This is a genomic window from Trichlorobacter lovleyi (genome assembly GCF_015239775.1).
Lineage (GTDB): Bacteria > Desulfobacterota > Desulfuromonadia > Geobacterales > Pseudopelobacteraceae > Trichlorobacter > Trichlorobacter lovleyi_B.
The window spans coordinates 1482579-1495999 of the sequence record NZ_CP058409.1 but is presented as its reverse complement, the minus strand read 5'-3'; the positions used below and the strand labels follow the sequence as shown (position 1 = coordinate 1495999).

Genomic DNA, 13421 nt, shown 5'->3' with positions numbered 1-13421 from the left:
GGGGCGTTGTTTTATGAGTTGCTATTTAGGGATGTAATGACCAGGCGAACGGTCTTCACCATGACCAGCCTGTTTCATCATTTCCGCATTGGTTGCTCCATTTGCATGCATTACTTGCAGGTGGTCGTGACGCTGGGCATGCATATGTGTCCTGTTCTCACGAGTACCGCCAAGACTTGCCCATAAGGCCCTTTGGGCATTGTATGCTTCTTTTAGTGATAACTCTGGAGGTATAACGCGACCGGTTGCTGAGCCAAGTAGTGCAGCTACTTTTTCAATATTGTGCGCTGCTGACAGCTGGTCAGGTGTTTTGATTTCAAGATCGCGTGTCCGGCCACCTTTGGCACCTTCCACGCGAAGAAATAGTTTACCCTCGTGCTGTATCATTACTGCAGACATGATTGATTCCTTAGCTCGAAGACCAAACGCATCACGCAGCAGTGATGCTGCGTAGGTCATCATGGCTACCCTGTCACCGTTATCAGCCATTGTTTTCAGTTCTGATTTTATCTGGTCAATTTTATCACGGTCAGCAATAACCGGATTCATTCTTGTACGCATGACACCATAGGCATCATTGGTACGTTCAACGATGTTGGCCTTGCCGATTGCCTGTGCCAGCTGACGTACAGAAGCGAGTCTGTTGGCAATCGTACCATGGTTAAGTCCACGCTCATGCAGGTGTGCGACATATGCCTGTACATGTCCTGGTTTCAGATGCTCGATGCGCTCCAGGCCGAAGCGTTTGGCAACATAGATTGCGAACTCTTTTGTGTGTTGCAGATGCCCTTCTCGCGTGAGCTTACTTTTGCTCCAGTTTTTACCTATCCGTTCCAACGCCTGAACTTCCAGTGGTTTGAATTTACCCATTGTTTTCTCCTTTCTTGGGCCAATGCCATGGCCAAAAGGTGGTTGAGTGTAAGCGCCTCACCAGCATTGCACTGGTGTCCAGCCTGCAGCACCTTGGCAGGAATGGAGAACACGCATTGAGATAGTCAGGACATACCTGACCGTGCCTAAACGGCACGCGTGACGGCATGCGGTGCATCGGAATGCAACCGGGCATCGGAGGGAACAACAATGGGAGGGAATATATGTGAACAACCGGAGTTCCAGTGATGCCCCTCAAACCGTCACGGGGGTGTCACTGTGCATAATCGTCTTAACATACTGACAATTATGTACTTTAATCAGCGTCACTTGCAGGCAAGTGACGCTGCACATCTTGGACGGGCTATTGCCCATCATCTGGTTATATATTTGTCCTGTCGGAAAATGGATGGGAGTTTGCCTCGGCATGCAGGCAGTCATAACGCACTGACGCTGCACACCAAGGCAGCTTGTCAGCATACAACTTCTGACAAGCGACCGCCCTTTACGATATAAATATCTCCAAGTGCAGTGGGCAGGTCGCTGCCCATTATTAAAATCAGGGAAATTTGCTTGCGTCCGGACGGACGAAAAATGGAAAGGTCTGCGAGTGCTTGCAGCACCCGGCTGCCGGTACATAGGCAGCAAGATGCAAAACCTTAAGTGAGGACAGAACGCCCACACGATTGTCATCGTGAAATCAACAAAATGATTATGCCGTATGGCATGAAGGCCAGCTAAAAAACGAGTCTGGCGGTTTTCCTGTTGGGAAATTGAAGTATAATGCCATTTTCTCCCGGCATCATACCTGCTGTCAATAGATCCGAGGCAGTTTCAAAATCACCCCTTATTTTATGACAATATACGATGCAGTCGCCTGAAAATACGCGGTTGTATGTTTGACCGCCACCTATTGATCAGACGCGCGCTCGATCAGGTTCCAGACAGTATCTGTACAGCAGACGTTCCACTTGAACATCCGTGTTTCATTGGGAAAGGAGGTGGAGAGATTGATGAGGACGCCGTCAGCAATTGCTTGTTGACGTGTGTAGGAATGGATTACTTCAAAACCGGCAAACGGGCCATGCTGCACAACTGGATACATAAACGCCTCCTGATTTCAAATGGTTACAAAATCAGAACAGACGCCCGTTTTCACCATGTACAACACTATTTGCACTTTAATTCCAGTTGGTTAACTACGAATCACAACGGGATTGAAGCCGCTATCCTACAAATAAGATTCCAGCGATAGTAGCATTCAGCAGGTTTGCCAGGGTGGCTGCCAGTACACACCGCATCCCCAATCGGGCTACATCACTCCGCCGCGTTGGAGCTAATTCTCCAATCCCGCCGATCTGAATCCCAACCGAAGTAAAGTTGGCAAACCCGGTAAGGGCAAAGCAGGTCAGCATAAATCCTTTGGGTGACAGGGCGGTTTCCTTCAGGCCGCTGAATCCGATTACTTCGTTAAAAGCGATTTTCTGACCAAGCAGCTTTGCAAATCCCGCAACATCGCTGGACGGCACCCCGACGATATACGCGGCTGGCGCGAACAGCCAACTGAAGATTGTCTCAAGATCTGAAACGTTGTTGGTCACTGTTACAACCACCCAGTTAAGCAGGTGAATCAGCGGGATGAATCCCAGCAGCATAACCGAGATAGCCACCACCACCTTCCAGCCATCCATGGCGCCACGCCCTGCGGCATCCAGCAGATTGATACCGGCCTGGTAGTCGGTCTGCGTCACTGTTTCATCAGTCGTAATCTCTTCCCGCTCTGGCATCAGCAGCTTTGCAAACAGGACAGCAGCAGGTGCTGCCATGATATTTGCGGCAAGCACGTAGTCAATCTTTGCCCCCATACCGGCGTAGATAATCGGCATGCCTGCGCCAACGGTGGACATGCCAACCACCATGACTTGAAAGAGCTGAGCTTCGGTCATGTTTTTTATGTAGGGCGTAACCGTCATTGCCCCTTGCACCTGGCCGACAAAGATGTTGCTTGCCACCACCGTTGCTTCCGGTCCGGTCAGACCGAACAGTCTCCTGAAGAGCCAGGCCATTCCCTTTACTACCCGCTGCATGATCTGCAGGTAGTAGAGTAGATTGATCAGCACGGCAAAGAAGACAATTTGCATCAGTGCCTGCAGCACAAAGACATAGGTTGAGCCCTGGAAACCGGGTACTGCATTGAATCCGCCAAAGAGCGGTCCAAACACAAACTTGATCCCCTCATCGGCAAACTTCATAGTCTTGATCAGGCCAGAGCTTAACAGGCCAAAGACCGCTTTCCCCAGCGGTGTATGCAGCACCAGAAGGGCAAACAGCAGGTTGAAAGCCAGGGCGCAGATAATCGGTTTCCAGCGGATATCCTTGCGTGAACGGGAACAGAGTACGGCTATCAGGATCAAGGCTACAACTCCGGCAACTCCGCGCATGATATGGTCAATCACAAGTCCCTCCGTGTTGTCGCCAGGCAACTCATCAAGGTATTGTAGCTGCAGCCCAGTGTCTCAGCCAGTTTGGTTGGCTGGATAGCTTCCCGTCCGCCAAGTGATGCGACGATATACTGAACAAAGGCAGGCTGCAGTTCTTTCAGTGTAATGCCAAGCTGCTTTAGGTCTTCCAAATTGGCAACGGGCACCTGAAATCGTTGCCACTCATCAGCAGTTGTAGCAACGGAACCATATCTGCCGCGTATCTCCTGAAAGATATCATCCCCCAGCAGCACAAACCGTTTGATCAGGGTTGATAGCTCACGCATGTTGCCGGGCCAGGCGTATCCGGCAAGACAGGCGGCATGTTCCGGCTGAGATAGCCTGCCCCATACCTCGCGGATAGCATCGGGTGTCAGGATACTCTGACCTGTGGCGGTGATGATCGGTCGCCACATCAACCGATAGGCCAGATTGCAGGCGATATTAACGATGTCACGCTGCTTCATCTGCTGCAGCGGCACGGTATGCAGTTCCACATCAGCTACCCGGAAATACAGATCCTGCCGCAGGTTTTCCAGGCGCCCCGGCTGGGCTGCCGATATGACCCGCACACTGGCCCGCATGGCCTTGGTGCCGCCCAGCCGCGTGTAGGTGCCGTCCTGCAGAAACCGCAGTAGTTTGGCCTGTACACGGGGAGCCATTTCCGGCAGTTCATCCAGAAACAGGGTGCCACCGTCCGCCTCTTCAACCAGCCCTTTCTTCATCCGCTTGGCATCGGTAAACGCCCCCAGTTCGTGGCCAAATAGCTCAGATTCAAGCCGTTCACCTTCAAAAAAGGCACAGTTCAGTGCCAGAAACGGCCTGTCAAAGCGGGTGCTGTAATCGTGCAGATACCAGGCCAGCGACTCTTTACCGGTGCCGGTCTCGCCAATGATCAGTGTGTTCAGGCCGGATCGGCCAACCTGTACCGCCCTTTCGCGCAGCAAGTCAATGGCGTTGGGGGTGGTGTGACGGGCTTCAGCATACTGGCCACCTGCCATATCAGGCTCATCACGCTCATAAAAACGTTGTGAACGCAGGGTGTCTGTCTCAGACAATTTTCCGCTGCGCAGCTTTTTGAAGATTTCGTTGAAGACATCCTTGGGCTGTTCACCGCCGATCAAGGTCCGCATCATTCGGTACTGTATCCAGCGGCGTTCTGCCAACGTTGTTCCGTAGCGGGTGTCAAGCGGTTCCCAGTCTGAGTGGCGTGGTGCCTCGTACTGATTGATTTCATGGGCGGTGCCGCACTGCTCCGCCCAGCGGGCCAGATCTGGAGAATAGCGTGAATAGGAGATCCTGATCCTGCTGCGCAGGGATGCCTTCTGGCTTCCCAGCAGCTTTGCCGCCTGTTGCAGGACAGTGCTATCGGCATGCAACAAGTTGATCAATACGTGGTCTTGATCGCGCAGCTCGTGCAGCAGCAACTCCAGCTTTTCCGTAAGGTTGCCTGCATGGATATGGCCGGTCTGGAAGGGAAAACGTTCATGTCTGCGCAGCTCATGCAAAGCGCGTGAGACCGACTGTTCCCAAAAATCGCAGAGTATGTGCAGTGTTTTCATGGCGCACCTTCAATATTATTTCAAAATATATAGTCTTGATTTCAAAATATGAAAAGTATTTTTGCTGATTTGTTTTAAGTAAACAATAGTTGTGTATACAACATACTAAAAAAACACGAACTTGTTTGTGTGAAATGATTGGCATGGGATTTGTTAAAGGTTTGCAAACTGTTGGTTGTTTTTTAGTTGGGTGCTTTTTAACTGACAGTTTGTGGTTTCCCGGTGCTGTTACCGTTAATCAGGCCATTGAAGGAATCTTACGAGGGCTCTTTGTTTATGCAACCATCAGGTAATGAAGCGTTGATAGACGTTGGTGGCCGTATCCGCCGCTTTCGTCAGGAGGCTGGATTCAGTCAGGAAAAACTGGCTGAACTGGTTGGGGTTACGCCCCAGCAGATTCAAAAATACGAAGCGGCAAAATCACGGGTCTCCACTGACAAGTTGCAGCAGATCGCAGCAGCCCTGAGAATACATCCGGCTGATTTTTTTGACGTGCGTAGTAATCTGACGCTGAATACCCCTGAACTGCTCTTTATCAAAAAACTGCGTAAGGTTCGTGACCCGGAAGTACATGAAAGCCTGAGTGTTTTGCTGGACAAACTGGCTAGATGAGTAATGAATCAAATAAGACAAGGAGGGAATCAAATGAGAACCGTAGCAATGTGGGTACTGCTGGTGCTGCTGACAACAGCAGGTTTATGTTATGCCGTTGAAGAGGATGAAAATGGCAACATAAGGCAGTCGGAAACGCTTTCTCTTGAAGGGGATGAGCCGCCACCACCGCCAAAGCCGAAAGTAATTGTTAAGGAGCGGGTGGTGATGCAGTGCGCACCGGGTACGATTTGGAGCCCGAAGAACAGGCGCTGTATCAGTGAAGATGGAGAGGCTGCACCGGCACCGCGTCAACAGGCCTCTCACCAGCCAGCAGGTTTTGATGACCGGCATATCTTTCCTAACACCAAAGTCAGGATTCGGGTTGGTCAATGTATTATGCATGGTGAAGCAATTTCATGCGACTTTTTGGCTATTAATACTGCTGAGTTTAGGCGGCTGTACATCGAAGAACCGACTATCGTTGACAACTTGGGGGCAACCTTTAAAGCTGGTGGAGACTCATATCCCATCTCCGTTGGTGGGTCAGGAAAGTTTACTTTCAAATTCAACTATGTGAATACGCAAGCTACTTCAGTTCAGTTTTCAGCAGTCATGAAAGTCGATGCTGAAAGAGATTTACTGAAGTTTAGCGTACCGATTACGAAGTAAGTCTTTTAGGTAACAAATGGTACGTGTAATTCTGCAGAACAAGCCTGTTGTGGGACATCAGGCAAGGGCAGTGACAGATACGGTTGATCTGCATGGCTTCAGGTCTGCAGATAGTTTTGAGAGTCTGCTACGCCGTCCACGTTCGCAGCAGTATCGCAAGGCCCTTGCTAGGCTAGATGCCGGTAATCACCTACACGATCCGGTGGCGTACCAGGCATTTCAGCTGGCTATTCGAGAGGAATTTCCAGGCATAGGCCTTGATGACCTCCCACTGCTGGGAATTGTGGCCCGTTGCAATTTGGGCAGGCCATTTGAGGTGCATACCCTGGATCTGAGTGGACAGATTATCACCCACTTTAGAAACTGGGAGTCACTGCCGCCGTTGCTGGAGCGAGCCCGAAGTCTTGCACTGCATCCCGCCTATGCCTTTGTTGAGGTTTATACCGACCGGTTGGTTGCGGTTAGTTCAGACGGTGAAACCGCCGTCATATAGGAGTAATCAGTATGGCACGTCTCATTCTTGGTACTGCGGCGCCACAGCTTGCGGTTCCGACACTCAATGCAGCGCCGATTCAGAAAAAGGCCGCCTTGTCTCCACATCTGCTGGAAACCCGTCTGCGCCAGAAACGTTCGGCACAATTTGTGACGGCCATACTGCAGTTGCAGGCCGCAACCCATCTGCAGGATACCGAGGCGCTGGCGGCTATGAAGTTGGCCATAGCCGGGGAGTTTCCTGAATTTGCCATTGAGCAGTTTCCGCTGCTGGCTCTGGTGTTTCGAGCGCGCCCCGGTTACCCGACGTGGATGCCATTAAGTCAGATTGCAGATGCCACCTCCGGCGTGCTGGGGAGTGATCGGCAGCGTGAACTGCTATCAAAGGCCCGACTTTTGGGCAGTTACGACGCAGCCCTTGAGCAGACCTGTGAGAATTATGGTGCAGTATTAGCCGGTTTTGCGCCACGGGCCTTTGCATTGCTGGACCACGGCAGTTACGCCTTTGTTGAGATTTATCCTGAATACATGCTGGCGGTTGCCGATAGCGGCAACACATCACTGGTGAGGTAAGGAGGGAGAACAGGCATGTCAGAGTATCGGATTTCCTATGCAGATCTTAGCGGGATTCAGCAAAATCTTGGGACGGTCAACGAAAATATCGTCATGGTTGGTCGTCAGGTTGACAGTGTGCAAGGCTGTGTCCAAAACACCAAGAGTGAGCTGGACAGGCTGAAGGCCCAGTTTGAGCAGTTTGTGGCAGAGGATAGTAAGGCCAAGGCGCTGCAGCTGGCTGAAACGCGGGTGGTCAAGATCCGGCAGGAGCTGGAGACCACCTTTGGCTACTATGCCGAGGTGCGGCGCCATACAACCGGCATCCTGCAGGCGGCTGATGTCAGCATTGTGCGGCAGGAGACCATCACTACTGCCTCAGAAGAACTTATGCTGAAGGCACCCCGTTACTGGCTGGCTCCCGCTTTGGTGGCACTGTCTGGCTGGATGTCTGACAACAGGACGTTGGCTGATAAGGCGTTGGCTGAGGCGTTAAAGCGTGATGACGAAAAGAGTTCGCTCTTTTTTGCTCTGGTCTGTCGCCGGGCTGGTAGGCAGGATGGCTGTAGAATCTGGCTTGATCGCTATTTTGGTATGCAAAATCCCACTTCACTTGACCGTCAGACCGTGGTGCTGATTGATGCGTTGGCAAGCGGCGTGTTTGGTGCAGAAGTCCGTAGTCAGTGCACCAAGCGGATTGAAGACTGGATTGCAGAACTGGCGTTGAAGGCAGGTTTTGTGGATGAACAGCGACGACAGTGGACTGAGGGATTGCAGTCAAAAACACCGACGACGGATAACGGGCTGCGTTATCGGGGGCTGCAGTCCAACAGCCCGACCTGGCCGGTGCTGAACCAGCGTCTGAACGATGCAGCCATGCACAAGGTGGTGTTGGACTATTTTGCAGGGATTTACGACGGTGTGATTCCGCCTGCTCCATCGCTGCAGGCTGAGGTTGACAATCTGCTGACCAGCCTGGTGAGCAATTTTGACGATGAAGAGTTGCCGCTACGTCGGGATGAACGTTTAAACAAATTAATTATCGAAGAGGAGGGGGATAAGGAGTCAGCCCGTAAGCGTCACGGTCTTGAAACCACCGTGCTTACAGAGTTAGTAAGCTTTACTCAGCTTCTAACCAATGCCGCTATGCACCCGGAGACCTCCCATGCATCACGAGCTACCCAGCGTTTTGCCCTTGCCCTTTCCCGTGACTGGATTCGTGAGGCCCATCAGGATTTGACCGGAACTATCCGGGCTGCCTTGCCACAACGGATTGAGCTTGAAGTGAAAGAGGTTCAATGGAAGGCAGAGACGGCAAAAGGGGATAATGAACAGGAACTGGTAAATTCACTGCAGGCCCATATTGAACATCAGAAAGAGCAGGCGCTTAGCCAGATCAAGGTGGATTTCAAATACTGGGCCGGCCTGGCCATAGGGATCGGTTTTCTGATTTTTGGCCTCCCCAAGATGAGCTACCTGTTTATGGCTTGTGGCGCCGCAGCCTTAATCTGGTTCTATGTTGCGGGTTGGAATCCGGTTAGCAAGGCCAAGCAGCAGACTATCAGCGATTACAACCGGCGTAAGGAACAGGCGACTCAGGTACTGAAAGGCTGTCTGGCCGAGGTGGTGGAGTGGTGGCGGGAGTTTCGCCAGAATGACAGTGTTGAGGTTGAGGTGGTCAAACTGCTGGCTACCATCTCACCTGAGCAGTATCTCAAAACATCTCACGATACCGCACGTCAGGTAATGACGCAGCGGGCGGCCTGAAAGGAGAAATGATATGCCCCGTGACATCATGAACGAACAACAGTCAAAACCGGAATTGCAAGCCATACCTGTAGCGCCAAAGTCGGCAGTCGAGGCTCCTGCAGTCCGGGCACCTCAACGAGACGCCCTGGCTGGTGCCTTTCCCAATTGGGATTTGGTGCCTCAAACCCAGTTTATTCGCAGAGTCAAGTAAACCATGCAAGCGCCGGTCAGTTATGCCGATTGGAGTCGTTGTCTTGATTTTTTGGCTGAAGGGCTGGATGACGAAGGGGTGCTGGCTGCCATGGAGCAGGGCTCAGTGTCCAGCGGTGGCACGGTGGTGCAGCTTCTGTCTGAACGACTTTGTACGTTGTTTGATCAACGTCTGACCCGTTGTAGCGACCGTTTAAATCGTGATCTGCGTTGCAGTCGTGGGGAAGCCGATCTGATTCGCGCCATGCTGGATATGCGTCGTGGCCTAACCTTGCTCTACAAGGTTAGCCTGATCAGGTCACTACCGCAAACATTGCGTGAGTATCTCCAGCAGCAATTGCGTCGTTCTGCAGAACGAACCCAGCAAGCACTGGAGGAGAGCAGTGCTGATGATCGTAGCGGTCATACCCGTACCCTGATTAGAAATAACAGCTTGCTGCGGTATGATACGCCGCTGCTACAACCATTGATTTCTTCAACCCCGCCACAACCGTTGTCAAATCAACAACCAGGCGCACCACGGAAAAGGAATATACTGGTATGAATTATGAGTGATACCAATGAATTCAAACAAAACTTGACCCGTTACCTCAAAGCACGCATCCCCTTTATTTCCATCAGAAGCGCTGAACGCACCCGTGTGCTGGACATCCTTCGAGAAGTTGCCACCATCATCAATGCGCCGGTGTATGTACACACCCTCTCGCAAGGGATGCGGGACATCGCCACCAACCGAGTGGTGAGTGAGGATCGCTCAGTGGTTGGTGCGGTTGATTTTGCCGGACAGCAGATCGCCCAGCGCCAGAATCTGACGTTTGTTATGACCGAAGTGGCTGATATTGAGGATGACACCTCCTTTTCCCGTCAACTTCAGGATGCGGTTATGTTAGCAGCCGAACATGGTGGGGTGTTGGTAATCATAACCACAAAACCGGTCTGGGGGCAGTTGCAGCGACAGGGTATGTCGTTGCTACTTTCTCCTCCCAATGAAGATGAGATGCTGGAGATCATCAGAGAGCAGATTGGTGCTTACCGTGGCCAGTTTCCGATTGAATGGGATGCCGATGATGAAAAACGTGCAGCAGCGGTAATGGCTGGCGTCTCCAGAATTGAGGCGGAAAACATTATTGCCACCCTGCTTGCCAACGGCGCCATCCGTAAAGAGGATATGAAGGAACTGATGCATGCCAAAGACCGCATTTTTGCCGATATTTCTGGTATTGAACGAGTCCAGGTCAGGCATGAAGAACTGAGTGTAGGTGGCCTGCAGGGGTTGCAGTCTTGGCTGGCTAAAGAGCGTCCTCTGTTAACCGCAGATCTGCGGGAACGCGGGATTCGTCCGCCTCGCGGTGTCCTGCTGGTCGGGGTGCCGGGCTGTGGTAAATCGCTGTCAGCAAAGGCGATTGCAGCCAACTGGGAGATGCCTCTCTATCGTCTGGATCTTTCAACTATCCATGGTCAGTATCTGGGCCAGAGTGAAGGGCGTCTGAAGGATGCACTGTCTACCGCGGACCATGTCGCGCCCTGTGTACTCTGGATTGATGAGATAGAGAAGGGATTGGCTGGTGCCACCGGTGGTGGTGACGGCGGCACCTCTACCCGTTTGGTGGGACAATTCCTGTACTGGCTACAGGAGGCCCGCTCACGGGTCTTTGTGGTGGCCACCGCCAACGATGTCTCCCGTCTGCCACCGGAACTGCTGCGCCGTGGCCGTTTTGATGAGCTGTTCTTTGTGGATCTGCCTACCCAGGAAGAACGCCGTGACATTATCTCAATCTACGTCAGGCGTGGCCTGAAACGTGATATTCCGCCAAGTTTGATGGATGATCTGGTTGAGTTATCGGAAGGCTTTGCCGGATCAGATCTGGAGTCGGCAGTGCGTGAAGTGGTCAAGGAAGCGTACCTGAAGGGCGATGAGGTGGTAAACGAGCAGCTTTTTGTACTCAGTTTCCAGAATGTAGTGCCGCTTTCAAAGACCAGCCCTGAACAGATCGAGTCGATCCGTACGTGGGGGCGTGAAAGGGCGGTGTCGGCATCAGGCCAGCCGATCGGCGGGCCATCGCAACTGACCAAGGCGCGCCGTAGCGTGTTGGTCTGATTGCAGACAATGATATAATACTGTTAAGGAGTGTTACGTCGCCATGACCAATATGGAATTGTTTGAATTGATTGCTGCAATTGGACTGATTATTTTTATTATCTGGGCTATTTGGAAGTTTGATCTCCATAGTGAGGAAAAATTTGGTTATCGTTTCATAAAAAATGGAACCATTCTTTTGGTGTACTTGGTAATTATCGGTTGTCTTTGGGGTGCCTCCTATGTGGAAGACTCAATCAAGGCTGTATCTGCACCTGTGAAGGTGGCAGAACTTTCCGGTAAAAAGGGAAAGAAGAAATCTGATGCAAAAGCCATTGCGCATACAAACTTTATGGATCGCAAGCTGGGCGAGTTTACTGTCAAAGAAAAACAATATATTGTCTATGGCCTGTACGGTGCCAGCTTATTGATTTTTATTGGAGTAATATCGTTCAACATCAAAAAAACAAACCTGTTATATGGCGTCGGCGGAACCCTGCTGCAAGCGCCTATACTTATGGTTGGTGCCTTCATGGCAATTGTTGCAGTTCTGGCTGTTATTGCATTATTTGCTCTTGCTGTTGCAGGGTCCGCCTCAGGAGGATCTCGGCGGGATGATGAAGATTAAGTAAGGAGCAAAATTGAGATATGAGAAAAGCTAAACCGCTTATTATACTATTTTTCTTCATAGCAGCCATATTGATGCAACGTGAATTGGTATCAGCTCAGTCGGTTATTCACTTGTCTTCAACGCTGTCGGGTAAGTCCGGGGGGGAATCTACCAAGCTGGAGTCGCTCAAGGTCGGCGAAAAGGTGACTCTGAAGCACCGTATCTACTCAGAGCCGGTCAAGCTGTCTCGCCCGCCTGAAGAGACTGACAAGGCGATTATACTCATCCTGGACACATCCAGAAGCATGGGGTGGCGTATGACGTGCGATGAATGCTATCCCAGCTCTCCTGAAAAAAACCGCATGCAGATCATGCAGGATGCAGCTAGGAGTTTTGTTGCATCTTTTATGGGTAAACAGGCCTCAATCATCTTGGCACCTTTTTCACAGACGGTATATGGTAACTTCCAGATTTTTGATCTGCAGGAAAAATCTGGATATTCTGTGAGACAACTGCAGGAGCGAATAAGCGCCCTTAAGGTAGACGGCAACACCAACACCGGTGCTGCATTACGCAAGGCGGCCCAGTTACTTCAGAATTTTCCGGAGGATACCGCTCGTTTTGTAGTGCTGATGACCGATGGCATGCCAAACAATCTGAACGATACGCTGCAAGCGGCTGTACAGTTGCGTGAAAAGAACATCAATGGCTATGCCGTTTCTATTACCGACGTGGGCAGCTCTATCGAGCAGATTGCCTTGGCAATGGGAGCACGGGAAACCCAAAACGGACAACATTACTACAAGGCCTTGAGCGAAGCAGACATGCAGGAAATCTACCGCCAGGTTCTGGCGGATATTGATGCCATAATTACATTTAAAAACGTCGTTTACCAAGAGTTGTTGCCCCAGCCCGTAAAAGTTCGATCAGTGAAGGTGGTTGACGCGCAGATGAAACCTACAGCAGACCACCTGAAGGTATCGCAACGCCCGGACGGCAGCAATATTATTGATGGAGGGCTTCGGTTGAAGATGCGTAAAGGGACTGCTGGTACGCATGTGCTCGATGAACAGTATCTCCTGATAGATCTTATTTTCAATGATATTGGGGCGATTTCAGATCATACACCGCAGCAATTAAGCTATCTGGATCCATTTGGGGTACATCAGCAAGCGTTGATTGACAATAACGTGACTATCGCCGCAGATGATTTTGACTTGATGAAACTGGCAGTTAAACCGGTTAAGCTGACTATTAAGCGCAACCAAACCGGGAATTGCGGCACGGTCTTTACTCCAGCAAAAATACGCAACCGTAAAGTTGAATGGTCTGTTGAGGATACTTCTTTGGTAGCCATAACCGTCTCAAATGATGAGAATCTACAGTTGAAGGGACTGAAGGTGGGTAAGACACGGATTGTTGCCCGCCATTTGGCCTCGGGAAAGACGGCTACTGCTGAGCTGGAGGTGCTACCGTTCAGCATAGACAAGAAAAAGCTGTTTGATGAAGACGAGCCTCCTCGTAGGACAGTAGATAAGCTGGTTATGTACTGATCT

The 13421-nt window shown here is 51.1% G+C and carries 13 protein-coding genes; 9 read left to right on the top strand and 4 right to left on the bottom strand.

Annotated features, from left to right (window positions below; genetic code table 11):
* Positions 1-21: 21 nt before the first annotated feature.
* From FY034_RS06860 to FY034_RS06845, 4 genes are all read right to left on the bottom strand, one after another.
* Positions 22-870 (bottom strand): phage integrase N-terminal domain-containing protein, encoded by an 849-nt coding sequence (locus tag FY034_RS06860; protein ID WP_265554658.1) that lies wholly within the window; start codon positions 868-870, stop codon positions 22-24.
* A gap of 910 nt (positions 871-1780) precedes the next feature.
* Positions 1781-1975 (bottom strand): DUF6573 family protein, encoded by a 195-nt coding sequence (locus tag FY034_RS06855; RefSeq protein ID WP_265554657.1) that lies wholly within the window; start codon positions 1973-1975, stop codon positions 1781-1783.
* Positions 1976-2096: 121 nt separating this feature from the next.
* Positions 2097-3326, bottom strand: coding sequence for a NupC/NupG family nucleoside CNT transporter (locus tag FY034_RS06850; RefSeq protein WP_265554656.1), 1230 nt, complete (start codon positions 3324-3326; stop codon positions 2097-2099).
* On the bottom strand, positions 3323-4912 hold the full coding sequence (locus FY034_RS06845; protein ID WP_265554655.1) for a sigma-54-dependent transcriptional regulator: 1590 nt from the start codon (positions 4910-4912) through the stop codon (positions 3323-3325). The genes FY034_RS06850 and FY034_RS06845 overlap by 4 nt, the downstream gene beginning before the upstream one ends.
* Before the next feature lie 276 nt (positions 4913-5188).
* On the opposite strand from FY034_RS06845, the gene FY034_RS06840 reads away from it, so the two are divergent.
* The 9 genes from FY034_RS06840 to FY034_RS06800 all read left to right on the top strand — a co-directional run bounded on the left by FY034_RS06840 (position 5189) and on the right by FY034_RS06800 (position 13418).
* Entirely contained in the window at positions 5189-5524 is a 336-nt protein-coding gene (locus FY034_RS06840) for a helix-turn-helix domain-containing protein (protein ID WP_265554652.1), read from the top strand.
* A 33-nt stretch (positions 5525-5557) separates the two neighbouring features.
* Positions 5558-6175, top strand: coding sequence for a hypothetical protein (locus FY034_RS06835; protein WP_265554650.1), 618 nt, complete (start codon positions 5558-5560; stop codon positions 6173-6175).
* A 16-nt stretch (positions 6176-6191) separates the two neighbouring features.
* Positions 6192-6668, top strand: a complete 477-nt coding sequence (locus FY034_RS06830) for a hypothetical protein (RefSeq protein ID WP_265554648.1) — start codon at positions 6192-6194, stop codon at positions 6666-6668.
* A gap of 11 nt (positions 6669-6679) precedes the next feature.
* Entirely contained in the window at positions 6680-7240 is a 561-nt protein-coding gene (locus FY034_RS06825) for a hypothetical protein (protein ID WP_265554647.1), read from the top strand.
* A gap of 15 nt (positions 7241-7255) precedes the next feature.
* Positions 7256-8986, top strand: coding sequence for a hypothetical protein (locus FY034_RS06820; RefSeq protein WP_265554645.1), 1731 nt, complete (start codon positions 7256-7258; stop codon positions 8984-8986).
* 196 nt (positions 8987-9182) lie between these two features.
* Positions 9183-9722, top strand: coding sequence for a hypothetical protein (locus FY034_RS06815; RefSeq protein ID WP_265554644.1), 540 nt, complete (start codon positions 9183-9185; stop codon positions 9720-9722).
* Between the two features lie 3 nt (positions 9723-9725).
* Complete coding sequence (locus FY034_RS06810; RefSeq protein ID WP_265554643.1) at positions 9726-11276, top strand: AAA family ATPase; 1551 nt, start codon at positions 9726-9728, stop codon at positions 11274-11276.
* A 43-nt stretch (positions 11277-11319) separates the two neighbouring features.
* A complete protein-coding gene (locus tag FY034_RS06805; protein WP_265554640.1) occupies positions 11320-11883 on the top strand; it encodes a hypothetical protein in 564 nt (187 codons plus the stop codon).
* A gap of 20 nt (positions 11884-11903) precedes the next feature.
* Positions 11904-13418, top strand: coding sequence for a VWA domain-containing protein (locus FY034_RS06800; protein ID WP_265554639.1), 1515 nt, complete (start codon positions 11904-11906; stop codon positions 13416-13418).
* Positions 13419-13421: the final 3 nt, after the last annotated feature.

What these genes read in the sequence shown, in the direction of transcription:
- FY034_RS06860 (WP_265554658.1), bottom strand. Translation starts at nt 870, where the DNA reads ATGGGTAAATTCAAACCACTGGAAGTTCAGGCGTTGGAACGGATAGGT.
- FY034_RS06855 (WP_265554657.1), bottom strand. Translation starts at nt 1,975, where the DNA reads ATGTATCCAGTTGTGCAGCATGGCCCGTTTGCCGGTTTTGAAGTAATC.
- FY034_RS06845 (WP_265554655.1), bottom strand. Translation starts at nt 4,912, where the DNA reads ATGAAAACACTGCACATACTCTGCGATTTTTGGGAACAGTCGGTCTCA.
- FY034_RS06840 (WP_265554652.1), top strand. Translation starts at nt 5,189, where the DNA reads ATGCAACCATCAGGTAATGAAGCGTTGATAGACGTTGGTGGCCGTATC.
- FY034_RS06835 (WP_265554650.1), top strand. Translation starts at nt 5,558, where the DNA reads ATGAGAACCGTAGCAATGTGGGTACTGCTGGTGCTGCTGACAACAGCA.
- FY034_RS06830 (WP_265554648.1), top strand. Translation starts at nt 6,192, where the DNA reads ATGGTACGTGTAATTCTGCAGAACAAGCCTGTTGTGGGACATCAGGCA.
- FY034_RS06825 (WP_265554647.1), top strand. Translation starts at nt 6,680, where the DNA reads ATGGCACGTCTCATTCTTGGTACTGCGGCGCCACAGCTTGCGGTTCCG.
- FY034_RS06820 (WP_265554645.1), top strand. Translation starts at nt 7,256, where the DNA reads ATGTCAGAGTATCGGATTTCCTATGCAGATCTTAGCGGGATTCAGCAA.
- FY034_RS06815 (WP_265554644.1), top strand. Translation starts at nt 9,183, where the DNA reads ATGCAAGCGCCGGTCAGTTATGCCGATTGGAGTCGTTGTCTTGATTTT.
- FY034_RS06810 (WP_265554643.1), top strand. Translation starts at nt 9,726, where the DNA reads ATGAGTGATACCAATGAATTCAAACAAAACTTGACCCGTTACCTCAAA.
- FY034_RS06805 (WP_265554640.1), top strand. Translation starts at nt 11,320, where the DNA reads ATGACCAATATGGAATTGTTTGAATTGATTGCTGCAATTGGACTGATT.
- FY034_RS06800 (WP_265554639.1), top strand. Translation starts at nt 11,904, where the DNA reads ATGAGAAAAGCTAAACCGCTTATTATACTATTTTTCTTCATAGCAGCC.